The following is a 24,287-nucleotide window of genomic DNA, read 5'->3' on the forward strand; positions in this document are numbered from 1 at the left end:
CGGGTGCGGTTAGGCACCCGGCTCGGTGAGAAAATCGATGAGCGATTCGACCGGACCGAGCAGCGTCGGGTCCAGATCAGCGTAGGAGTCAACGCGGGAGAGAATATGCTTCCACGCCTGCGCCACATCCGCCTGCGTTTCGTGCGGCTGACCCAGACGACGCAGCGTGCCCTTCTTGAAGTCCTCACCGCGCGGCACCTGCGGCCACGCCTTCAAACCCAGCACTGCGGGCTTGACCGCCTGCCAAATATCGATGAACGGGTGACCCACAATCTTCACGTGCCCGGCGGCACCCGGCACAGCCAACGCCTCCGCAACGATGTGCTGCTCCTTCGTGCCCTCAATCAGGTGGTCGACCAGAATACCCAGGCGGCGGCCCGGGCCCGGCGCGAACTCACGAATAGCACCGGCAAGATCATCCACGCCGTGCAGCGGCTCCACAACAATGCCCTCAACGCGCAGGTCGTGGCCCCAGACCTTCTCCACGAGCTCGGCGTCGTGCAGACCCTCAACCCAGATGCGGGAGGCGCGTGCCACTCGAGCCGGGGCGTTCTTCACCGCAATGGAACCGGAACGAGAAATCGTGCGCTTCGGCTCCTTCGCCGCCACCGGGGCGACAATCTCAACGGGCTCACCCTCAATCAAGTAGCCCGGACCCAACGGGAAGTTCTTCACGCGACCCTTCGCGTCCTCGAGTCCGAAGAACAGGGCGCCGCCGATGCGTTCAGCCTTCACGACCTCACCCACCCAGCCGTTAATATCCTCAATCAGCAGGCCGCGGCGCAGCGGCACCTTACGCGGGGCCGGCGCCTGGCGGCTCATGCGGGCGGCGTTTAGATCCTGGGCACCCCAGCCGTAGGGGGAGTGGTGGGTACTCAACGTATTCTCCTTTGGGGCGGTAGGGGCAGCAGAGCCAGTAGGGGCGGTGACAGCGCCGGAACCATGAGACAGAACAACCAGACGGAACCGTAAGACAGAACCGGCGGGGGAACTAAAACGGGGTTCGGGGCGCACCGCAGATTAAGCGGATAGCGGGAGCGACCCCCATTCAGCCTAGCCATTGTATCGGGTCGGGGGTAGTATCCCCTAGAATTGATACGACCATTGTTGGCGGTGCACTCATCGAGCACCGCCATCGTCTCGAGAGGAAGGAAACGCATGAGCCACTACGATACTCTCGGCGTATCGAACGACGCCAGCCCCGAAGAGATCAAGAAGGCGTACCGAAAGAAGGCACGCCAGCTGCACCCGGACGTGAACCCCTCCGAGGACGCAGCCGAAGAATTCAAGCGCGTCACCCTCGCCTACGAGGTGCTCTCCGACCCTGAAAAGCGCCGCAACTATGACACCACCGGCGACGAACAGGGCCGCGCAGGCTACCCCGGAGGCGGCGGCTACCCGGGCGGCGGATTCAGCGGCTTCGGCGGTTTCGAGGACCTGCTGAACATGTTCACCGGCGGCGCGGCAGGTGCCCGCGGCCCCGCATCCCGCATGCGTCAGGGCCAGGACGACCTGATTACCGTCTCCATCAGCCTGCAGGACGCCGTGTTCGGTGTTGAGAAGACCATTGAGCGTCGCTCCGCCGTGACCTGCAAGTCCTGTAACGGTGAAGGCACCGCAGAGGGCACCCAGCCCGAAACCTGCACCACCTGCTCCGGTCACGGTTTCATGCAGCGCCGCGTGCAGTCCATCCTCGGTACCGTCATGCAGCAGGTCGAATGCCCCGACTGCCACGGCTACGGCACCGTCATCAAGACCCCCTGCCCTGAATGCCACGGTCAGGGCCGCGTACGTGAAGACGTGCCGCTGACCTTCAACGTTCCCGCCGGCGTGCACGACCAGGCGCGTATCCGCCTGCGCGGCAAGGGCGAAGCAGGCCTGTACGGTGGCCCCAACGGCGACCTGTACATTGACCTGAACGTCAAGCGCGACAAGTACTTCAGCCGCGAGGGTGACAACCTGGTCACCACCGTGAACATCCCCATGGTCGCGGCGGCGCTGGGCACCACCATCCCGCTGAAGACCTTCGACGGCGACCAGGAAGTTGCTATCCCCGCAGGCACTCAGAGCGGTGACGTAATCACCCTCAACGGCCTGGGCGCAACCGTGCTCGGCACCGAGCGTCGCGGCGACCTGCTGGTGCGTATCCAGGTGGTCACCCCCACCGACATGACCGAAGAACAGCGTGAGCTGCTGCGCCAGTTCGCCTCTCTGCGCGGTGAATCCCTCACCGAAGGTTCGCAGGTCAAGCACCGCGGCGGTCTCTTCTCCCGCCTGAAGGACCAGTTCAAGTAGGATCCCTACACCAAGCTGAGGATGCGGCGGGTGCGGTACTCAACCCGCACCCGCCGCTTTCCTGTCAGCACTGCTGTCAGCACAGCACTGCACGAGCCCGCGCTAAGCAGCACACCTATTTCACACGCCACCCGCACACTACCCACGCTTTCAAACCGCACCCTCAAGGAGAACCATGAGCGCCCCCATCTTCTACATCAGCACAGAAGAATACGACGCACTCACCCCCGGCGCCACCTGCGCGCTCGGCGGTTCCGAAGGCAAGCACGCCCTCGTCAAGCGCCTTGAGCTCGGCGAACGCATCGACCTGGGTGACGGCACCGGCCGCCGCGCACTCGGTACGGTCGCCTCCATTAATGCGGACGGTGTGAGCGTGCAGGTGCAGGAGCTGCGCGAGGAACGCAGCGTGCCCTCCATCTACCTGGTGCAGGCGCTCGCGAAGGACGGCCGCGACCTGCTCGCCATCGAAACCGCCACCGAGCTGGGCGTGTACGGCGTGCTTCCGTGGAGTGCGGACCGCTCCATCGTGCGCTGGAAGGGGGAGCGCGCCTCCAAAGCACACACCAAGTGGCAGAACACCGTCACCGCCGCGGCGAAGCAGTCGCGCCGCGCACTCATTCCCGAAGTGTACGACCTGTACAGCACCGCCGACCTGGTCGAACTCATTGAAGAAGTTGCCGGGGAGGGTTCTGAGCAGTCCGCCGCCGTGTTCATCCTGCATGAGCAGGCGACCGAACGCCTCAGCGCCCTGGCACGCAAGCTTGTAGAAGCAGAGAACCTGCCCGAAGAGATCTACCTGCTCGTCGGCCCCGAAGGCGGCATTAGCGACCGCGAAGTGCAGCTCTTCACCGACGCCGGTGCGCAGCTGGCACTACTCGGTGATGAGGTGCTGCGTTCCTCCACCGCCGGTTCTGCCGCCATGTGCACCCTGAACGTGGTGCTGGGCCGCTGGTAGAGCGCCCGCGTTAGCACCCAGCTGGCAGAACCTAGCCGGTGCGTGGTGCATCACGCGCATCTATACTTGTAAATACATCACTAGCCAAGGAGCCCATATGACTACCTCCCGACCTCTCTCGACCGCGCGCACCGTATCCTTCAAGAGCGCCGCAGAAATGATCGCCGTGCTCGGCCCGCAGGACGCGCACCTGGCAATTATCGAGGACTACTTCGAGCAGATTAGCCTGCGCCCCAAGGACCTGGATGTGCTCATCACCGGCCCCTCCGAGGCCGTCAACACCGCCGCAAAGCTGTTGAATGAACTGCGCGTGCTCTCCAGCCACGACACGCAGATTACCGTGCAGGTCATTCACCGCCTCATGGGCATGCTCGGCGACGAACTGAGCAACCCGGCGCACTCGCTGTCCACCAGCATCCTCTCCACCCGCGGCACCACGATTCGCCCCAAGACCATTAACCAGAAGAAGTACGTGGACGCTATCGACGCGAACACCGTCATCTTCGGTATCGGCCCGGCGGGTACCGGCAAGACCTACCTCGCCATGGCGAAGGCTGTGCAGGCGCTGCAGACCCACGAAGTGAACCGCATTATCCTCACCCGTCCCGCCGTGGAAGCCGGTGAGCGTCTGGGCTTCCTGCCCGGCACCCTCAACGAGAAAATCGACCCGTACCTGCGCCCGCTCTACGACGCACTGCACGACATGCTCGAACCCGAAACCATCCCCAAGCTCATGGAGGCGGGCACCATTGAGGTCGCACCGCTGGCGTACATGCGTGGCCGCACCCTCAACGACGCATTCATCATCCTTGACGAGGCACAGAACACCACCGCCGAGCAGATGAAAATGTTCCTGACCCGCCTGGGCTTCGGCTCGAAGATGGTCATTACCGGTGACATCACCCAGATCGACCTGCCCGGTGGCGCCGCCTCCGGTCTGAAGCAGGTGCGCAACATTCTGCAGGGTGTGGAGGATATTCACTTCAGCATCCTGGAATCCTCCGACGTGGTTCGCCACACCCTGGTGTCGAACATTGTGTCCGCCTACGACCAGTGGGGCGAAGACCAGAAGGCAATGGAACGCAAGCGCAACCGCAAGGTCAAGCGCGCCACCATCGAGGCCGCAGCTGAGAAGTTGCTGGACCGCGCAGGCATCAACGGCGGCTCCGAAAAGAACGCCGAGCAGAACCCCAACAACGCACAGACCACCCCGGAAGGACGCTAAACGGTGGCAGAGATCGAATTCGACTGTGAAGAACCCGCAACCGGTGCCGACCCGGCAACCGACGCCTTCATCCGCGAATCTTTCGAAGCGGTAGACACCGAGGTGCTCACCCGCCTCGTCGAGCACGCCTTCAAACGCATGCACCTTGCCGATGACACCTACCTGTCCATCGCCATTGTGAACGAAGACGAAATGGAACGCGTGCACATCGAATGGATGGACCTGCCCGGCGCAACCGACGTGATGAGCTTCCCCATGGACGAGCTGGAACCGGGAACCCCCGAAAACCCCTCCAGTGGCATGCTCGGCGACATCATCCTCTGCCCGCCCGTCGCCGCACGTCAGGGCGCAGATGCGGGTCACAGCACCCTGGACGAGCTGTGCCTGCTCACCACCCACGGCATTCTGCACTGCCTCGGCTACGACCACGGCACCGCCGAAGAGGAAGCTGAAATGTTCGGCATTCAGCGCTCCATCCTCGAAGAGTTCCTGGGCCGCCCGGCACCGGTCGAAACCCGACACTAGGGGAGCGGCGTGGATATTCTACTCACAGCCCTCCTCGCCGTTCTCGCGCTCTGTCTGACCGTGGTCGCGGCAATCGCCGAAACCGCGTTCACCTACCTGCCACACAACGAGGCTGAGGAGGCAGTGGAAGCACACCCGGACACCCTCGGCGCCCGCGTCCTGCAGCGCACCCTCGACGGTGATTCCGAGGCGTACACGCACCCGCTGCGCCTGACCCGCCTCATTGCGGCAGCCGCCGCGGTGCTCGCCACCATGACCTGCCTGCTGAACCTGGTCGAGGTGCACGCGCTCGCCATCGTACTGACCCTCGTGATCGTTGCGCTGGTGGGCTACCCGATTCTGCACGTGCTGGCGCGTGCTCTGGGCCGTAACCGCCCGGTCGCGTCGATTCGTGTGCTGGCTCGCCCGGTGCACTACCTGTCGGTTCTGCTGAGCCCGGCGACTGGTCTGCTCGATAAGCTCAGTGTGCGCCTGGCGCCGGAACGTTCGGCTGAGGCCCCGGTGGGCGTGTTCGATGAGGAGGAGCTGCGCGAGTTCCTGGACCGCGCCTCCGACGCTGAAACCATCGAGGACGACGAGGCACAGATTGTGCAGTCCGTCTTTGAGATGGACGATACCCGCATCCGTTCACTCATGGTTCCGCGCACCGACATGCTCACCGTCAGCCGTGACACCCCTCTGCGTGAGGCGCTGAGCCTGTTCTTGCGTTCGGGTTATTCGCGCATGCCGGTGATTGGTGATTCGAGCGATGAGATTCTGGGCGTGCTCTACCTGAAGGACGCGATGCGCGCCTTCATCCTGCACGGTGAGGCTCCCGAAGGTACCGCCCTGCCGACCGTGGTTGAGCTGATGCGCCCGGCTCGTTTTGAGCCCGAGTCGAAGCGCGCCATGGACCTGCTGCGTGAGATGCAGCGCGAGTCCACGCACGTGGCAATCATTGTTGATGAGTACGGCGGCACCGCCGGTCTGATCACGCTTGAGGACCTGATTGAGGAGCTGGTCGGTGACATTTCTGATGAGTACGACCATGAGCGCCCCGATTACACGCTGAACGATGACGGCACGTTCCGTCTCTCTGCCCGTCTGGGTATTGATGAGCTGGGCGAGATTTTCGGTCGTGAACTCGACGATGAAGATGTTGATACGGTGGGCGGTCTGCTCGCTAAGCATCTGGGTATGGTGCCGATTGTCGGTTCTGAGATTGAGATTGACGGCATTCATATTCGTGCGATTGGTTCGTCGGGCCGCCGCCACCAGGTGGATATGCTGCAGGCGTGGTATGAGCCGCCTCGTGATGAGCAGCAGACCGCTGAAGGTTCCTCTGCGTCTTCCTCGGAGCCTAATTCCGCGGAGGTTGCTGACATCCTCACCGTGGATACGGAGCCGCCCGCTGTGGCTGAGCCGCACGCGCATCCGGATCTTCCGGGAGATATTGCAGAGGCTGAACCGGCAACCGATCAGCACGGCAACCGCTAGACATCGAATATAGACGCCGCATTTTCCCTAACACACTTTGAGTCAGCCGCCCCGCCCTGGAAGGCGCAGGCAGATGATGCTGGCACCCCATACACCCCGCACGGGGTTTGATAAGGAGAAACACAATGGACCAGGAGTACACCCCGCTCGATTTGAGCACTCTGGACTTGAGCACCCCGCTGCCGACCTACCCGGCGGATTTCCGTTCGGGTTTCGCGTCGCTGGTGGGCCGCCCGAATGCAGGTAAGTCCACTCTGACGAACGCTATGGTCGGTCAGAAGGTGGCTATCACCTCGAACCGTCCGCAGACGACCCGCCACACGATCCGCGGTATTGTGCACAAGGACGAGTACCAGCTGATTCTGGTGGACACCCCGGGTATTCACCGCCCCCGCACTCTGCTGGGTGAGCGTCTGAACGACCTGGTGGCAAGCACCCTTTCGCAGGTGGATGTGCTGGGCTTCTGCATTCCGGCGAATGAGAAGATCGGTCCGGGTGACCGTTACATTGCGTCGCAGCTGGTGGCGTCGAGCAATAAGCCGGTGGTTGCTATTGTGACGAAGGCTGACACTGTGAGCTCTGAGGAGCTGCGTGAGCAGCTGCTGGCTGTTGAGGCGCTCGGCGAGGAGGTCATGAGTGCTGAGCGTGCGGCTCGTGCTAAGCGTGCCGCGCATCGTGCGAAGCAGAAGGGTAAGGGCCCCAAGGGTAAGGGCGGCAAGAATGATGCTGTGCCTTTCGCGAAGGGTTCGGGTCCTGCGGCTAAGCGCCGCTCCGGTGAGGTTGCTGAGCCGATGCCGGTTGACGGTAAGGGCGGCTGGGCTGCGATTATCCCGGTGTCTGCTGTGAAGCATTTCCAGGTGGATGCGGTTGCTGACCTGCTGGCGCAGTACACTCCGCTGTCGCCGCCGCTGTACCCGGACGGTGAGCTGACCGATGAGCCGGAGGCAACCCTCATCGCGGAGCTGGTGCGTGAGGCTGCCCTGGAGGGTGCGCGCGAGGAGCTGCCCCACTCGATTGCTGTGACGGTTGAGGAGATGGAGTTCCGTGAGGGCCGCCCGGAGGATAACCCGCTGCTGGATGTGCACGTGAACCTGTATGTGGAGCGTGAGTCGCAGAAGTACATCATTATCGGTAAGGGCGGCTCGAACCTGCGCAAGATTGGTACGAAGGCTCGTGAGCAGATTGAGGCGATGCTCGGTACCCGCATTTATTTGAATATTCATGTGAAGGTTGCGAAGGAGTGGCAGTCTGACGCGCGTGCGTTGAACCGCCTGGGATTCTAGTAGCTTTCCTGAGCGCATCGCCCTGAGATTTTGCCCTGCGAGGCAGCCCCGAGAGGTTGCCCTTGGGGCGGTCGCGCATCCTTAGTTTTCGCCCGGTGGCTTGCAGAAATATGTGCATGCCTCCGGGTGAAACTTTTCACTCTCATTCGGCGCTCATAGGGAAGAGTGTTACTCTGAGAAAGCACTTGCTCACCGGCAGAAAGAGAAAAGGTATGCCCCAGGCACCTCGTTTACGAAGCACCGGTCGTCATATGCGCACGACGGTGATGACTTCAAACCGCAATAAGTGGATTGCTCTGCTTACTGCTTGCATGCTCGTCATTGTTGTTGGCTTTGGTGGCGTGTTGGCTCTGCGTATGCGCAATAATCTGCATACTCAGGAGCTGAACATCAGCAATTACAAGAACGGCCTGGAGAACGGCGCCTTGGACATTCTCGTGATTGGCTCCGACACCCGTAAGGGCAATAACGGCGCGTACGGCGATGAGGATGACCGCAATTCTGAGGCTCGCGCGGACGTGATGATGCTGCTGCAGATCAGCAAGGACCGTAAGAACGTGAGCGTGCTGTCGTTCCCGCGTGACCTGATGGTTGATGTGCCGCAGTGTACTGATCCTGAGAGCGGCACCGTGTACCCGGCTGAGGAGAACGTTCAGATTAACGAGTCTCTGTCTCGCGGTGGCCCCGGTTGTACTGTGGCAACCATTAGCAAGCTGACCGGTGTGAATATTGACCACTTCATGTTGGTGGACTTTAACGCTGTGAAGGAGCTGTCGAAGGTTGTTGGCGGCGTTCAGGTGTGTGTGGACGCTCCGATTGATGACGAGTACAGTGGCCTGAAGCTTCCTGCGGGTACTTCTACTGTTGAGGGTGAGCAGGCTCTTGCGTTCTTGCGTAGCCGCCACGGCTTCTCGGATGGTTCCGATATTGGTCGTATTCAGGCTCAGCAGGGCTTCTTGTCTTCGCTGCTGCGTAAGGTGAAGAGCGAGGGTACTCTGTCGAATCCGGGCCGTCTGATTAACATTGCTGAGGCGATTACTCAGAACGTGACGGTGGATAAGAACCTGGGTAATATCAGCACTCTGGTGGGTGTTGGTGCGGCTCTTGGTGGCGTGGACCTGTCGAATGTTGTGTTTGCGACGGTGCCGACTGAGCCGTGGAGCCAGGATGAGAACCGCCTGCAGGTTTCTGCGGATGCTGCGAACGTGTTCCAGCGTCTGCGTGACGATAAGTCGCTGAAGGAGGAGAAGGCTCCGGAGGCGCCGGCTACTTCTGCCGCTCCGGTTCAGCTGGATCGTACGGTTCCGGTGAACGTGTACAACGCGACCGGTCTGGATGGCCGTTCGGCTACGATTGCTTCGGTGATTGAGGGCTTGGGCTACTCGAATGTTACTCCGGGTACTTCCGCTAGCCCGACGAACTTCACCACGGTCTTCTACTCGACCGGTTACGAGGCGGAGGCGAAGGAAATCGCCGCGAAGCTGAATGTGACCCGCGTGGTGGCGACTGAAGAGGTTCAGGGCGTGTCGGTGACTATCGGTACTGACTTCCCGTCCGGTGAGGCGATGGAGAAGCAGGAGGCTGCGATTGCGGGTAACGCGACCGGTCAGACTGCTGATCAGAACAAGTGCCAGACTGCTTTCGCCTACTAGATTCTAGCTAGGGCATAGCGCAGATGCGTGAATAGCGAACAGAAGGGGCGTAGCGCCAGAAATGGTGGCTGCGCCCCTTTGCCGTTAATTCTTTCCAGATGATGGACGGCTTCCCGGGTGCCCTGCCGCCGCCTCCGACCCCTGTGATAGCGTGGAGGCATGACTATTGACGGTGAGAGCATGCGCGGGGTTACTCGCCAGGCAGTGAATCTGCTGCTTATTCGCCGGAACGGGGCACACTAGAATCTGCCGCGACCGTTCCGGCTTTTTGACGCGGCATCTCACCTTTGCATCCTTTCTGATGCACCGCCTTGACCACGGCTGCCGGGGACCGATACCCGGCACGGTACGAGCCCCACAATTGGGGTAGAGCGAGACGGACCAACCAACAGGAAATTCATCATGAAAAACCACCAGAAGCCCAGCCCCATGCCGGTACACAAGTACCGCCCTTTCCACGAGCAGATTGTTGTTGACCTGCCGGACCGCACCTGGCCGGATAAGGTCATTGAGAAGGCTCCGCGCTGGTGCGCAGTGGATCTGCGTGACGGCAACCAGGCGCTGATTGACCCCATGGACACCGACCGTAAGCTTGCGATGTTCAAGCTGCTGGTGAAGATGGGTTACAAGGAAATTGAGGTTGGTTTCCCTTCGGCGTCCCAGACTGACTTTGATTTTGTGCGCACTCTCGTTGAGGACGGCCACATTCCTTCGGACGTGACCATTCAGGTTCTGGTGCAGGCGCGTGAGCACCTGATTGCCCGCACTTTTGAGGCGATTGAGGGCGCACCGCAGGCGATTGTGCACTTCTACAACTCGACCTCCGTGCTGCAGCGTCGCGTGGTGTTCAACCAGGATCAGGAGGGCGTGCTGGACATCGCCCTGCAGGGTGCGCGCCTGTGCCGCAAGTACGAAGAGCAGATGATTTCTGACACTAAGGTTATCTACGAGTACTCGCCCGAGTCTTTCACCGGCACCGAGCTTGAGTACGCGGCTCGCGTGGTGAACGCTGTGGCTGAGGAGCTGGAGGTCGGTCAGAACGGCCGCGAGCTGATTGTGAACCTGCCCGCTACCGTTGAGATGGCTACCCCGAACGTGTACGCCGACTCGGTCGAGTGGATGGACCGCAACCTGAACCACCGCGAGCACATTGTGCTGTCGCTGCACCCGCATAATGACCGCGGTACCGGCGTGGCTGCTGCTGAGCTGGGTTACTTGGCGGGTGCTGACCGTATTGAGGGTTGCCTCTTCGGTAATGGCGAGCGCACCGGTAACGTTGACCTGGTGACGTTGGGTCTGAACATGTACACCCAGGGTGTGGATCCGCAGATTGATTTCTCTGATATTGACGGTATCCGTAAGACTGTTGAATACTGCAACCAGCTGAAGGTGCATGAGCGTTCGCCGTATGGTGGCGATTTGGTGTTCACCGCGTTCTCTGGTTCTCACCAGGACGCTATTAAGAAGGGCTTTGAGGCTCTGGAGCGTACCGCTGCTGAGGCGGGTAAGACCGTGGATGAGGTGTACTGGGAGGTTCCGTACCTGCCGATTGATCCTCGCGACCTGGGTCGTACCTACGAGGCGATTATTCGTGTGAACTCGCAGTCCGGTAAGGGCGGCATGGCGTACCTGCTGAAGCAGGATCACGGCCTGGATCTGCCGCGTCGTGCTCAGGTTGAGTTCTCGAAGATTGTTCAGGCTCGTACTGACGCTGAGGGCGGCGAGATGACCAGCCAGAAGCTGTGGAACATCTTCGCGGATGAGTACCTGCCCGCAACCGACACGGAGAAGCGTTGGGGTAAGTACCGTATTGAGTCGATTAACATTGATTCGGCTGATACCGGTGCGACTACTCTGCGTGTTGGTCTGAACATTGATGGTCACACGTACACCCGTTCGGCTTCGGGTACCGGTCCGGTGGATGCTCTGCAGAACATCCTGTCGGGCGAGGGCGTGGATATTCGCGTGATGGATTATTCGGAGCACACCATGTCGTCTTCGTCGACTGCTAATGCTGCGTGCTATGTTGAGGCTGCTGTTGGTTCTCGCGTGCTGTGGGGTATCGGTGTGGATAACTCGACGACTCGTGCGGCTTTGAAGGCGATGATTTCAGCTGTGAACCGTGCGCTGCGTGATGAGCGTCAGGCGTAGGCGATAGCCGTACATGCTTTGTGCAAGGTTTTCGGGTGACCGCTGGTGGGTGACCGTTAGCCGTGCATGATGTGGGGGCGGGATGCATACTGGGAGTATGTATCCCGCCCTTACTCGTTTAATGTGCGCAGGTGTTGTGTGCATCGGCGTGCTGTGGGGCGAATAGTCTGCAGGGAGGAACTCTCATGAAAAGCTACGCGATGGTGTTTAGCCCCGTTGATGCGGCGGGCACCGATTCTTCTGTCCGTGCCTGGAATTATGAGCTGCGCGGTGGTGATGATACTGCTCTGCCTGCAGGTTCCACCGAGGCGTGGGAGGCTGGCTGGGTGGGTTCGACCGGTCCCGGTATTGAGCAGGATCAGTGGCCGCGCAGTACGTTTACTGGTTTGCCGATGCAGCATATTTTTACGGTGAGGTTGCCGGGGGAGTACCTGCCGGATACGCAGAAGTATCCGGGCGTTGTGGCGTTCTCTTTCTTCGCTGGTGATGGCCAGTTCGCTGAGGATGAGGCGACTGAGGGTGTTGCTAATGCTGCTAGTGATGACCCGTTTGAGGTGCAGTATGCGCAGGCGCGGGTGCATCCGTATCAGTTGTTGTTGCGCGATATTTTGGATGCCGAGTTTGCGGTGCTGTACCTGAGTGAGGAGGAGTTCTCATCCCGTACGGAGCCGCCGCAGGATGTGCGCCGGCCCGGTGAGCATCGCGGTGAGGAGGAGAGCTTCAGCGCCTGGGCTTTGGCGGATCGTCAGCAGCCGCTGGACCGTAAGCCTGCTCTGGTGGGGTGGGTTCCGACGGATGACCCGAATGCCGGTAAGATCCCCAGTGATGTGTTTGAGAATGTTGACCCGCAGACTGGTTATCTGAGTCCTTTCGATTGGGATGCTGAGGATTCGGCGTGGTTTGAGTGGGCGAAGCCGCTGATTGCGGTGGGTACTCACCTGGGCGGCACTCATTTTTATGCGCAGAGCCTGCCGGAGGGCATGACGGCTCGTTATATTGAGTTCGATGAGTTTGATGTGCTGAATTTTGGGTGCGGTAGCGCTGTTTTTGATTTTGAGACCGGTGTTTTTGACTGGTCGTGCGGCTAGTACGTTTGCGCCGGAGAGCGCGCTGTTGACGTACCTTTGACGCGCCGGAGAGCGCGCATTTGAGGTGTTTGCGCGGCCTCCTTGAGCCATGGGTGAACCGTGGATGAGCTATGGATAAGCCCCGGTTGCACCGCGGTGTACCTCCTGAAACGGCACCCTGAGCGTTCCAGAGTGTGGACGGGGCGGTTTGCGGAAGTTTCACATCACCTTCGGCGAACCACCCCGGGCGGGTGCGCCTCCTGTATCCTTGAATGCGTGGAATGGATTCAAGCAATTATTTTGGGCTTTGTTCAGGGCCTGACCGAATTTCTGCCGATTTCGTCATCGGCGCATCTGAACATTGTTGGCCAGATCCTGCCGGAGAAGGCTGACCCGGGCGCCGCGTTTACCGCAATCACCCAGCTGGGTACTGAGACCGCGGTCTTGATTTTTTTCTGGCGCGATATTGTGCGCATTGTGAAGGCGTGGTTTGGCGCTCTTACCGGCCGCGTACCGCGCAACGACCCGGATGCCCGCATGGGTTGGCTGATTATTATTGGCTCCCTGCCCATCGGCGTTCTGGGTCTGCTGTTGGAAGACTACATTGACACCCAGTTCCGTAGCCTGTGGATTGTGGCGACTATGCTGATTGTGTTTGCTGTGTTCCTGGGTCTTGCGGACCGTTTCGGCCGCGAGCAGCGTGAGCTGAAGGACCTGACTTTCCGTCACGGCCTGCTGTACGGTTGCGCACAGGCGCTGGCACTGATCCCGGGTGTTTCTCGTTCGGGCGGTACGATTACTGCGGGTCTGTTCATGGGTTACACCCGTGAGGCTGCGGCACGTTACTCGTTCCTGCTGGCCATGCCTGCCGTGTTCATGTCTGGCCTGTACAAGACCTTCAAGGTGGTCACCGGCGAGGAGGCGACCGGCTACTACGGTATTCCCTCGACTATCGTGGCTACTCTGGTTGCGTTTGTGGTGGGTTACCTGATGATTGGCTGGTTCTTGAAGTACGTGTCTTCGAAGTCCTACGGCATTTTCATCTGGTACCGCATTGCGCTCGGTATCCTGATTTTCGTTGGTCTGGGCACTGGCGTTCTGAACGCTACTTCTTCGGCGTTCTAAGGCTTTAGCCCTCAGCGTGATATGACATACCCGTCCGTGAGTTTCTCACGGGCGGGTATTCTTATTGGAGTAGATTTTTTGGCACCCGCATGCCTTGAGGTTGGGCGGCGGGTGTGGCGCGTCCACCGGTTGTGGGCGTTTTTACGGAAAGGAAACCCATGCGAGCTTGGGATGCCCCCGCCTCTGTGACTCTGCCCGGTCAGGCTGCGCTGCCGCGTATTTTTGATACCGCGGCTGGTGAGATTGTTCAGGTTCAGGAGGATAAGGCGGCGAGCCTGTACGTTTGCGGTATCACCCCGTACGACGCGACGCATATGGGTCACGCCTCCACCTATGTTGCTTTTGACTTGCTGCACCGCGCCTGGCTGGATGCGGGCGTGCCGGTCACCTACGTTCAGAACGTGACCGATGTGGACGACCCGCTACTGGAGCGTGCGACCGCGACGAATGTTGATTGGCGTGAGCTGGCTGAGGATCAGACTGAGCTGTTCCGCACCGACATGAAGGCGCTGAACGTGATTCCGCCGGCGCACTATGTGGGTGTGGTGGAGTCCATTGAGTGGCTGTTCCCGCTGATTGAGGATTTGCTGCGCCGCGGCCTGGCGTACCGCGTGCCCGGTTTCACGGACGAGCAGGGTGTGGTGCATCCTGACGGTGACGTGTACCTGGATCTGAAGGCTGTGCGTGAGCTGCCCGCGAACGCTGAGGGCTACTCGTGGACACCGGGCGAGGTCTGTCACTTGAGCCGTGATGAGATGCTGGAGATTTTCGCTGAGCGCGGCGGCGACCCGAATCGTGCCGGTAAGCGTGACGCACTGGATCCGCTGCTGTGGCGTGTTGAGCGTGAGGGCGAGCCGAGCTGGGATGCCGGCGAGCTGGGCGCGGGCCGCCCGGGCTGGCATATTGAGTGCACGATGATTGCCCGCCGTTTTGTGGATGGTTCGCTGACCGTTCAGGCTGGCGGTAACGACTTGACGTTCCCGCACCATGATTTGGGCGCGGGCCATTCGTGGGCTGTGTCTGCACGCCCGCACGCTAAGCATTACGCGCACACCGGCATGGTCGGTTTGGATGGCCACAAGATGAGCAAGTCCCGCGGTAACCTGGTGCTGGTTTCGCGTCTGCGTGCGGCCGGTGAGGATGCGAACGCGGTGCGTCTGGCGATTATGGGTCAGCATTACCGTTCGGATTGGTTCTGGACTGATGAGCTCCTGGAGCACGCGAAGGCTCGCCTGGATACGTACCGTCATGCGGTGTCGGTGGCTGAGGGCCGTGAGGGTTCCGAAGGTGTCACCGATGAGGCGGCTGTTGAGCTGCTGGCCGCTGTGCGTGAGGCGCTCGGTGAGGACCTGAACGCTCCGGCGGCGTTGGCGGCTGTGGATGCGTGGGCTGTGAAGGCTCTGGCGGACACTACCGTCGGCGGTGGCGCGCTGGTGCGTGACATCCTGGCGGCACGCCTGGGCGTGGTCCTCTAAGATGGCTGCGTCTGTCATTGAGGAGCTGTATGCTCTTCGCCCGTACGACCGTGAGGCGGTCGATGCGCTCGCCGCAGAGATGTTAGCTGAGGTTCGCACGTACGAGGCGCAGAAGGAAGCGTAGGGCTTCTGAGAGCAATATAAGCCCAACAAGGGGGTGGGTGATCCTGGAATACTCCAGGGTCACCCACCCCCTTGCGTTTAACCGGTTGTAGAACCCAATAACTGGTGTTACTCTTCAGCAACTAGTCCTGAGCGGCTAGTCTTCGGTGTCTACAAATTCCTCACGGAAAATCTGTTCACCGGCAAGAACCTCATCAAGGAGCTTCTCCTGAGCAGGTTCCAGATGCACCAGGTGCGTAAGAGTGTAGAGCAGACGCTCATACTCTTCGCTCCAGGCTTCCGGCCATTCTCGCAGAACAATATCGTTGAGTGAGGAGCTACGGCGCACTACCGGCTTCTTGAGGCGGTATTTAGCCCACAGTCCCAGCACCTGGTTGCCACCGACGGTGTAGTCGAAGACGCGTTTCTCCACGTTCTCGCAACGTGCCTGACCGAAGGAAACCGTACCCGTAACCGGGATATCCTGCTCCTCAGAAAGGCTACCGTTTACCGGGTCGGGGGAGAAGCTGGGCTTCTTCTCCGGCATGGTCCTGCCCATGTCTACCGTCGGGGTCGGCAGGGTGTAGTCTGCATCCTTAGGCAGCTGGTGCAGGTACTTCATACCCGGTAGCGGCTCACCACGCTCACCGTAGGTGTGTAGCCACACGACCTGCTTACCAAGCTGAACAGCGCGTTCCCAGAGTGCAGGGTCGGCGGTGAGGGGCACACGGATACCCGCCTGTTGGAGGGGCTCGTCAAAGGTGCGCACATAGCCGGGGTGTCCAGTGAGTGCCGCCAGGTAGTAGACGAGGTCACCCGGAGCATTGTTGCCGAAGCGTTCACGTAACATCTGCGCGGCAGGTTCGGTAAGGTTTGGGGTACCGCCAATGTTTAACACTGGGTGAGCGCGTCCGCCACGATTGTTGAAGGTATGCTTATCCGGAATCAAGTAGCTAAAGTATAGGCCAGGACCTGCTTTGGGGTAGTGCGCGTGCTGTTCCACAATAAAAATCTGCTCCGGAACTCGATAGCCCCACAGCTGAGGAGAAGGCATGTGAATCAGACGAGAATCCGCCAGAATATACTGTCGGTCAAAAGTGCGGTATCCCACAGGCACAATATTCGGCGTATCAGGAATGAGCTCACGAGCAATCTGGTCGTTAAGGCTTTCACGACTTCCCTGGAACGTGTCTGTACCTGGAAGGGGCTTCTTTCCCTTTGAAATAGTTGTGTCGCGTGTTTCTTTGAAACGCTCGGCACGTACCTGCAAATCATTGCCCTCAATCAGCTCAGCCCAGCGTTCTTCCAAAATGGATGGGGAAGGATCATATACCCACGACCTAGAAGGATTAATCCCAGGAAAATGGTCTAGGTAGAAATCAGGTAATGCCGGGTAACTGTCCCAGTCGCCACCCGCTTCGGGAGCGAACTTATCACCCCAGCCGGAACGCACCGGCTCAAACTCGGCACCATCCAGGTCAAGAGCGGCAAGAGCCTGCAGTTTCTCCTCAAGTTTTCCGTGCAGAGCCACATAGCGGATATCCGCAGGGGTTTCCTCATCGGTATTTTCTTCACGCAAGAACAGAGCAATAGACACCGGAGTCTCGATATCGAAAACAGCTGTTCCCTTGGGAGGGCGCTTACCCTCAGGGGTCACGTTAATAATCCATCCGCGGCTAGAGGAACGGCGAATATACTCTCGCATTCCCGCGAAACCGGGTCCATTCAGATAGCCGTCTGCGGTAATAAAGCAGACCACACCCGCATGCTGAGCACTATCGAGCTGACCCTCCAGAGCACGGAAAGAATCCTCAAAAACCTTCCAGAACGCCCAGCGCCAAAAATAGACGTACAGGTTCTTCAGCACATACTCGTACTTACCCATACCCGGTGCACGGAAGTCATCCAGAATAGGGGAGGCGACATCGGCAGAGCGGAAGCCCGACTCCACCCAGCCGCCCATACCCTCCGCCTTATCCTTATACGGCGGATTACCAATGCACACCTGAATAGGCACCTCACGCTTCACCCTAGTTGCCTTATTCGACAACTGAGAAAGCAGACGCAGAGTATTACCGTTCACCGGCTTCTGCTTAGCGTAGGGGTCGCTCAGAGTATCCGCCACATAGAGGTTCAGACCGTCCTCAGGAATGTCAGCCCCCAGCTCCTTAAGGGTCTGGTTCAGGCGAAGCTCTGCCACGGAGAAAGGACCGGACTGCAGCTCAAAGCCGTACAGGTTCTTCGCCAGACGATTCAGAGCACGAGTACGCGCAGCGGGAGCCAGGCTCTCCGTCTTCGCCACCTGATGCATGACTGACAGGGGATAGGTGCCGGTACCCATCGCCGGGTCAATCACGGACACACCCTCACTCGCCAGACCGTGTTCCTTACCCAGGTAGGTGCGCAGCGCATCATCTACCAGGCGCACCATCTGGTCTACCACCTCAACGGGGGTGTAGTAGCTACCGGTCTTCTTGCGCTGCTCGGGGTTATAGACCTTCAGGAAGTGCTCGTAGAGGTGCAGATAAACATCCGACTTGCCGCCGGAAATATCAGCCCAGGAGGCGGCACCCATGACGCGCACAATCACGGCTAGAGCGTTATACAGGGAGCTCTTCTCATCCAGGTGCTCGGTCAGCAGACCCAGCGCATTACCCAGCAGACCGTGCTGAGAACGCAAACGACCCGCCATGGTCGAGAACGTCTCAAGGCTCAGGTCGTGACCCTCTGAGAGAGCAACTACCAGGGAGAACACCACCGTCTGCGCAAAGCTATCGGCAAACTCTTCATTACTGGTACTCGGGGCGAGAGTATCACGCCAATCCTTACGCAGACCCACCAGCGGGGGAGGAACCACAAAATCTTCCTCACCCTTCTTCTTAGCCTTTGCCTGATCTGCTTTATATGTCTTTTCCTGTACGGCAAGACCCAAAAGCATCTCTTCACGGAGCAAAGCCGCAAGGGGAGCGAGAGTTTCCACCAACTGGTCAGCGCTCTTAATCGGCGCAGGAACCCACCGCAAAAAGTTCAGGAAAAACGTCGCGAGAGCATCCGGTGCGCTCAGCGTGCCATGGCCGCTGAAAGAACCATGCATATGCACCGCGTCGTACCCGGTGCTCGTCAGCACCGGTTCGCCATAACGATACAGACGCCACTCGGTGCCATTGGTGTACAAAAGGTTCGGAAGGTTCCGCAGCCGCTGCCACTGCTTATACTCGTGGCTCTTCTTACTGAAAGAAGCGGGGTCAATGTTCTTACCCGGAGCTTTCAGCTCCACGTAACCGGTTAAAACACCATCGACCATGATGGCGTAATCAGGGCGCACCAGACCCTCAGAAACTAGACCCCCCCCCGCTGTTTTCAGCGAGGTTTCACGGACGGTCACAACCTTCATCGAATGCAAAGCGCCAAAGTCCTGCAACAGGGTAGCGACAGGGTTCGTCAGCTGAGCCTCCGGTTCACCTTCCCCAACGCGCAGATTCTCCCGCACCTGCCTGCCAAACTCGGCAATCAGTGAGTTGAAATCAGTCACAATACTCTTTCCTTTGCCCCATAATTCGTGGGCACTAAGGTGTTTCTGCCCGCCAAGGATTCTGGCGAACTCTCCTCAAGTCTAACTAAAAATGAGTAGCTCTCATTGCTCAGTGGTCATCGCTTCATCCGTGCCCCGCATTATCACGCCCGCGGGGGAACACGCCACAGCCGATTTGCAGACTCCGCTAAAATAGAAAAGGACTTTTTCCGTCCACAGTTCGCCGCAAAGCGCGAACAGCACAGACTGACCCAAACCCGAGGAGAATCACCCCGTGAGCAGCGGCACCCACACCCCCACCGGCGCAATCAACCGCCGCGGCCCCTTCCGCCCCGGCGAGCGCGTCCAGATCACTGACGAACGCGGCCGCATCACCACCATCACCCTCGCCGAAGGCGGCGAATACCACTCCCACAAGGGCTTCCTCAAGCACGACGACCTCATCGGCGCACCCGAAGGCACCGTCATCCCCAACACTCACGGCATTCTCTACCAGGCGCTGCGCCCCCTCTACAAGGACTTCGTGCTCTCCATGCCGCGCGGCGCAGCCGTCGTCTACCCCAAGGACGCCGCCCAGATCATCGTCAAGGCAGACATCTTCCCCGGCGCACGCGTCGTCGAGGCCGGCGTCGGCTCCGGCGCGCTGTCCATCGCCCTGCTGCGTGCAGTCGGCGACTACGGTTGCGTGCACTCCTTCGAACGTCGTGAAGAGTTCGCAGACGTCGCCCGCGGCAACATTGAAACCATGTTCGGTGGCCCCCATCCGGCGTGGAAGCTGAGCATCGGCGACCTGCAGGACACCCTGCCGCAGGTTGAAGAGCCCGGCAGCGTCGACCGCGTCGTACTCGACATGCTCGCACCCTGGGAATGCCTGGACGCTGTAGCGGAGGCGCTCGCACCCGGCGGCGTGCTCATCTGCTACGTTGCGACCGTGACCCAGATGTCCCGCCTGGTTGAGGGCATGCGCCTGGACGGCCGCTTCACCGAACCCGAATGCGACGAAACCATTGTGCGCGGCTGGCACGTGGAGGGCCTGGCTGTGCGCCCCGACCACCGCATGGTTGCACACACCGCGTTCCTGGTGGTGGCTCGTCGCCTCGCTGACGGTGCGGTGCGCCTGGCACCGAAGCGTCGCGCGTCCAAGACTGACTTCTCCGAAGAGGATATGAACGCGTGGATTCCCATGAACGTGGGTGAGCGTGAGGTGACCGATAAGAAGATTCGCCGCGCAGCCCGCGATGCGAAGAACCTTGCCGCTCACGCCGCACGCGCGAACGAGATTGCGCTCGAACAAAACGGCGCAGCCGCTGACACTGACTCTGCGGTGACTGAATCCGCCGAATAATTTGAACCACCTTTGACCTGCGGGGGCACGGGCGTTGCCTGGAGCCCCCGCAGTGCACTCACCAGGCTACTCACTGTGCCCAATCACCCGCATCGAGTAGCCGCCGATTAGGACGAACAGCTAAAGGAGCTACCGTGTCCACCCACGAATCTGCAGATCAGGCAGGAACCCCCCAGTACGGCACCGCCCACAGTGCAGCCAGCGCGGCACCGCACTACTCGGCTGCTTTCGGGTCGACCTCCCTGCCCGGCAGTCAGCCCGTCAGCGCGCAGGAGTATGATGCCGTGCTGCGTCGACTCTCCGCTGCGGAGGCAACCCGCGACAATATGAGCCGACAGATTCGTGGTGCGGGGGAGAAGAACCGCAAGCTCGTTGAGGCAATCACCAGCATGCGCTACCAGGTGGAGCGTCTGCGCGCGTCCCTGTCGCAGAATGTTATGCCGCCGCTGAATTCGGCGATTGTGCTGGCGGTGCATGAGGGCCAGACCATGACCTACGAGCAGGTTGCGGACGATAAGACTCCCGCCGAGATTGACACCTACCTGGATGTTCAGGTGAGCGGCCGCATGATGCGTATTCCCGTGTCCCCGCTCGTTGACCTGTCCACGCTGACCCCCGGCATGACCGTGCTGCTCAACGACAAGACGGAGGCGGTGCTCGCCCTGGACACCGAACCCTTCGGTGACGTGGTGACCGTGCGCGAGGTGCTGGATGAGCAGCGCGTGCTGGTTGATACGTCCTCGGGTGCTCAGCAGGTGGCGCGCGTGGCTGGTTCCCTCGACATTGAGCAGCTGCGCACTGGCGACGCGGTCACCCTCGACACGCGCACCCGCATGCTGACCTCGCAGGTTCCCGCTTCCCGCTCGCAGGAGCTGGTTCTGGAAGAGATTCCGGATGTCACCTACGAGCAGATTGGTGGCCTGGGCGCGCAGATTGAGCAGATTCGCGACGCGGTGGAACTGCCGTACCTGCACCCCGAGATTTTTGAGCGCTACCACCTGGCACCGCCCAAGGGTATTCTGCTGTACGGTCCTCCCGGTAACGGTAAGACCATGATTGCTAAGGCTGTGGCGAACTCCCTGGCGGCTCGTGCGGCTGCGCTGAACCCGGGTTCGGCTACTCGCGGCTACTTCTTGAACATTAAGGGCCCCGAGCTGCTCGATAAGTTCGTCGGTGAGACGGAGCGTCAGATTCGCGATATTTTCGTTGCCGCCCGTGAGAAGGCGGAGGCTGGCCACCCGGTCGTCGTGTTCTTTGACGAGATGGAGTCGCTGTTCCGTATGCGCGGTTCGGGCCGTTCTTCCGATATTGAGACGACCATCGTGCCGCAGCTGCTTGCCGAAATTGACGGCGTGGAGTCGCTGCAGAACGTCATTGTTATTGGTGCGACCAACCGTGAAGACCTCATTGATGCCGCGGTGATGCGCCCGGGCCGACTCGACCTGAAGATTCGCATTAACCGCCCGGACGCCGCCGGTGCGGCAGAGATTTTCGGCCTGTACCTGACCGAGGACCTGCCCCTGGACGCGGCGGAGGTGGCAGCCGCCGGTTCGACCCGCGCCGCCCTGACCGCGATGATTGCGGCGGCGGCAGGTCAGCTGTACGCGCGCACCCCCTCCACGGCGTACGCTGTGGCGACCGTGGATTCTTCCATGGTCGTTGGTTCTGGCGCGAGCGCGAACCTGTCCACTCACACGCTGTACCGCGGCGATTTCGCGTCGGGTGCGGTGATTCGCAATATTGTGGACCGCGCGAAGAAGGCCGCGATTAAGGAGCAGCTGCAGGCGCTGACCGCCGGTGCGGACGCCTCGAACGTGGGTATTGGTACCCGCCACCTGCTGGAGGCGGTGCGCGCCGAGTTTGAGGATCAGGTGGACTTGCCGCCGCTGCCCGATATTGAGGATGCACTCACCGTTGCCGGTGTGCGTGGCCGCCTGGTGTCGGTGGAGCCGCCGCGCTAAACCGCGCGCCCACTCGACTGTGCGCTCAGCCCACACCCCGCGCTTATCCAGCAATACAACCAGCATTACCGCAGGTCCAAAAGCCTTTAGATGGTATAGATTTTTTCAGGAGAACCCCATGAACTCCACCCCCAGCTACGGCGTGCACCGCATTATGGGCGCCGAAACCGAGTACGGCGTCATCGCCCCCTCCGCGCCGGGCACCAACCCGACCGTACTGTCCGCACTGGTGGTCAACACCTACGCCAAGTTGGCGTTCCGCCGCGGCGCCGCCTTCCGTGAGGAGTTGCAGCGCCGTGCCCTGGCGGATGAGCTGACCGCCGAGCAGGCACGCCAGGCAGAGAACTACTCGACCGCCACCCCGGAGAGTCAGTGGCTGGGTGAGTCCGAGTCGCCGCTGCGTGATGCGTTCGGTCAGGTTCAGGACGCCTCCACCGCCCACTCGAGCCAGATGACGCACACCCGCACCGAGCTGACCAGCGAAGATATCGCCCTGGAGATTATGCGCGAGGCGGGCGTTCAGGCACCGGGTGAGCCCTCCGAGCCGCGTAGCGCCCTGGATGCGCTCGCCGGTGTGCACGGTCGCGGTGGTTTCCCGGAGCGTCTGGACTGGGACCGCGTGACCATGAACGCGATCCTGCCTAATGGTGCGCGCCTGTATGTGGATCACGCGCATCCGGAGTATTCCTCGCCGGAGGTTCTGACCCCCGCCGACGCGGTGCTCTATGACGCTGCCGGTGACGCGCTGGCGTATGAGTCGCTGGTGGAGCTGGGCAACCACGGGCAGGATTTGCCGCAGGTGAAGCTGTACAAGAACAACACCGACTCGAAGGGCCAGTCCTACGGCGCGCACGAAAACTACCTGATTAGCCGTGACGTTCCATTCGAGCAGGTTGCGGAGGCGCTCCTGCCGTTCTTTGCAACCCGCGCAATTTTTACGGGTGCGGGCCGTGTGGGTATTGGTACGCACGGTGAGGTTCCGGGTTTTCAGATTAGTTCGCGTGCTGATTTCTTTGAGCGCACGATTGGTCTGGAGACCACGATTCGCCGCCCGATTGTGAATACGCGCGATGAGCCGCATGCGGATGAGTCGAAGTACCGCCGCCTGCACGTGATTCCGGCTGACGCGAACCTCTCGCACTATTCGAACCTGTTGAAGTTTGGTACGGCGGCGCTGGTGATGAACCTGATTGAGTCGCACAGCGAGCAGGCTCCGGTATTGCCGGGTGTGCGCCTGTCTGATCCAGTGGCGGCGATGCACGCGGTCAGCCACGATTTGTCGCTGTCGGTTCAGCTGCCGCTGGCGCCGTCTTCGGCGACCCTGCCGAACCCGGTGTCCACGAGTGGTTCGGCGAGTGCCCTGCAGATTCAGCGCGCCTACTATGAGGCCTCCCGTGCGCATGAGGAGTCGAACCCGGCGGGTGTGGACGCTGCGACCGCGCAGATCCTTGACCTGTGGGGTGAGGTTCTGGATGCCCTGGAAACCAACCCGCTCTCGCTGGCGGATCGTCTGGATTGGGTGGCGAAGTATGCGCTGGTGCGCGGCTATGTCGCTCAGGGCGTAGATTATGCGAATCCGAAGTTGAAGGCGCTGGATTTGCAGTACGCTGATATTGACCCGTCGAAGAGCCTGTATCACCGTCTGGTGGCGCGTGGCCGTATGCGCACGCTGTTCTCTGCGGAGCAGATTGAGCGTGCGACGACTGAGCCGCCGCGTGAGACGCGCGCGTTTTTGCGTGGCACGTTGATGGCGCGTTGGCCGGAGGAGATTCTGGGTATTAACTGGGATACGGTGTCCTGCCGTGGCAGGTATTCGAAGGATCTGACTCGTTTTACGATGATGGAGCCGACCCGGTACGGTGCCGCCCAGGTGGAGCCGCTGCTGGATGAGGTGAACCATTCGGATGAGTTGCTGAACCGCCTGCGCTAGTAGCACCCCCCTAAACCCACATAAACTCACATTCTTCCCCGGGGTGAATACCCCCATTCGGAAGAGTAAAAACCACATAACCCACAGTTAGGGTGCAGGAGAATCCGGGTACCAAAACCCTTACACCCCGCACCCGACCCCACTAAAAACTTATTTGTCCACAACCGAAAACCCCTTGAGGAGAGAAT

The 24,287-nt window shown here is 60.5% G+C and carries 17 protein-coding genes; 15 read left to right on the top strand and 2 right to left on the bottom strand.

The genetic code is table 11. The annotated features are described in order from the left end of the window. Nucleotides 1–9 precede the first annotated feature (9 nt). On the bottom strand, nt 10–879 hold the full coding sequence (locus O3649_RS03280) for a DUF3097 domain-containing protein (RefSeq protein WP_371572742.1): 870 nt from the start codon (nt 877–879) through the stop codon (nt 10–12). Between the two features lie 279 nt (nt 880–1,158). Between O3649_RS03280 and dnaJ the strand changes: the two genes are divergently transcribed. The 12 genes from dnaJ to O3649_RS03340 all read left to right on the top strand — a co-directional run bounded on the left by dnaJ (nt 1,159) and on the right by O3649_RS03340 (nt 15,353). Continuing rightward, nucleotides 1,159–2,295, top strand: coding sequence for a molecular chaperone DnaJ (gene dnaJ / locus O3649_RS03285; protein WP_049327205.1), 1,137 nt, complete (start codon nt 1,159–1,161; stop codon nt 2,293–2,295). A 175-nt stretch (nt 2,296–2,470) separates the two neighbouring features. After that, on the top strand, nt 2,471–3,250 hold the full coding sequence (locus O3649_RS03290) for a 16S rRNA (uracil(1498)-N(3))-methyltransferase (RefSeq protein ID WP_070666560.1): 780 nt from the start codon (nt 2,471–2,473) through the stop codon (nt 3,248–3,250). Nucleotides 3,251–3,347: 97 nt separating this feature from the next. Continuing rightward, nucleotides 3,348–4,475 carry a PhoH family protein gene (locus O3649_RS03295; RefSeq protein WP_070690311.1) on the top strand — a complete coding sequence of 376 codons (1,128 nt, stop codon included), beginning with the start codon at nt 3,348–3,350 and terminating at the stop codon, nt 4,473–4,475. 3 nt (nt 4,476–4,478) lie between these two features. Beyond that, nucleotides 4,479–5,000: an rRNA maturation RNase YbeY gene (gene ybeY, locus O3649_RS03300; RefSeq protein ID WP_005505992.1), complete on the top strand. Its 522-nt coding sequence runs from the start codon at nt 4,479–4,481 to the stop codon at nt 4,998–5,000. Nucleotides 5,001–5,009: 9 nt separating this feature from the next. Beyond that, nucleotides 5,010–6,476: a hemolysin family protein gene (locus tag O3649_RS03305; RefSeq protein WP_371572746.1), complete on the top strand. Its 1,467-nt coding sequence runs from the start codon at nt 5,010–5,012 to the stop codon at nt 6,474–6,476. A 125-nt stretch (nt 6,477–6,601) separates the two neighbouring features. Continuing rightward, nucleotides 6,602–7,759 (top strand): GTPase Era, encoded by a 1,158-nt coding sequence (locus tag O3649_RS03310; protein ID WP_193389029.1) that lies wholly within the window; start codon nt 6,602–6,604, stop codon nt 7,757–7,759. Between the two features lie 212 nt (nt 7,760–7,971). Next, nucleotides 7,972–9,411, top strand: coding sequence for an LCP family protein (locus O3649_RS03315; protein WP_371572749.1), 1,440 nt, complete (start codon nt 7,972–7,974; stop codon nt 9,409–9,411). Between the two features lie 402 nt (nt 9,412–9,813). Next, a complete protein-coding gene (leuA, locus tag O3649_RS03320; protein ID WP_303938039.1) occupies nt 9,814–11,562 on the top strand; it encodes a 2-isopropylmalate synthase in 1,749 nt (582 codons plus the stop codon). A gap of 185 nt (nt 11,563–11,747) precedes the next feature. Beyond that, nucleotides 11,748–12,650: a hypothetical protein gene (locus O3649_RS03325; protein WP_294604312.1), complete on the top strand. Its 903-nt coding sequence runs from the start codon at nt 11,748–11,750 to the stop codon at nt 12,648–12,650. Nucleotides 12,651–12,905: 255 nt separating this feature from the next. Beyond that, entirely contained in the window at nt 12,906–13,754 is an 849-nt protein-coding gene (locus O3649_RS03330) for an undecaprenyl-diphosphate phosphatase (protein WP_044145830.1), read from the top strand. A gap of 158 nt (nt 13,755–13,912) precedes the next feature. Further along, the gene (gene mshC, locus O3649_RS03335; protein ID WP_371572751.1) at nt 13,913–15,229 is read left to right on the top strand and encodes a cysteine--1-D-myo-inosityl 2-amino-2-deoxy-alpha-D-glucopyranoside ligase; all 1,317 of its coding nucleotides are present in this window, start codon (nt 13,913–13,915) and stop codon (nt 15,227–15,229) included. A 1-nt stretch (nt 15,230) separates the two neighbouring features. Beyond that, nucleotides 15,231–15,353 (top strand): hypothetical protein, encoded by a 123-nt coding sequence (locus O3649_RS03340; protein ID WP_012903526.1) that lies wholly within the window; start codon nt 15,231–15,233, stop codon nt 15,351–15,353. A 135-nt stretch (nt 15,354–15,488) separates the two neighbouring features. On the opposite strand, the gene O3649_RS03345 is transcribed toward O3649_RS03340, so the two are convergent. Further along, on the bottom strand, nt 15,489–18,863 hold the full coding sequence (locus O3649_RS03345; protein WP_371572753.1) for a type ISP restriction/modification enzyme: 3,375 nt from the start codon (nt 18,861–18,863) through the stop codon (nt 15,489–15,491). Nucleotides 18,864–19,137: 274 nt separating this feature from the next. Between O3649_RS03345 and O3649_RS03350 the strand changes: the two genes are divergently transcribed. The 3 genes from O3649_RS03350 to dop all read left to right on the top strand — a co-directional run bounded on the left by O3649_RS03350 (nt 19,138) and on the right by dop (nt 24,099). Continuing rightward, complete coding sequence (locus tag O3649_RS03350) at nt 19,138–20,208, top strand: tRNA (adenine-N1)-methyltransferase (protein ID WP_371572755.1); 1,071 nt, start codon at nt 19,138–19,140, stop codon at nt 20,206–20,208. A 134-nt stretch (nt 20,209–20,342) separates the two neighbouring features. After that, the gene (gene arc, locus O3649_RS03355) at nt 20,343–22,169 is read left to right on the top strand and encodes a proteasome ATPase (protein WP_371572757.1); all 1,827 of its coding nucleotides are present in this window, start codon (nt 20,343–20,345) and stop codon (nt 22,167–22,169) included. A 118-nt stretch (nt 22,170–22,287) separates the two neighbouring features. Beyond that, nucleotides 22,288–24,099, top strand: coding sequence for a depupylase/deamidase Dop (dop, locus tag O3649_RS03360; protein ID WP_371572760.1), 1,812 nt, complete (start codon nt 22,288–22,290; stop codon nt 24,097–24,099). Nucleotides 24,100–24,287: the final 188 nt, after the last annotated feature.

The organism is Rothia sp. 27098_8_29 (assembly GCF_041432785.1).
Lineage (GTDB): Bacteria > Actinomycetota > Actinomycetes > Actinomycetales > Micrococcaceae > Rothia > Rothia mucilaginosa.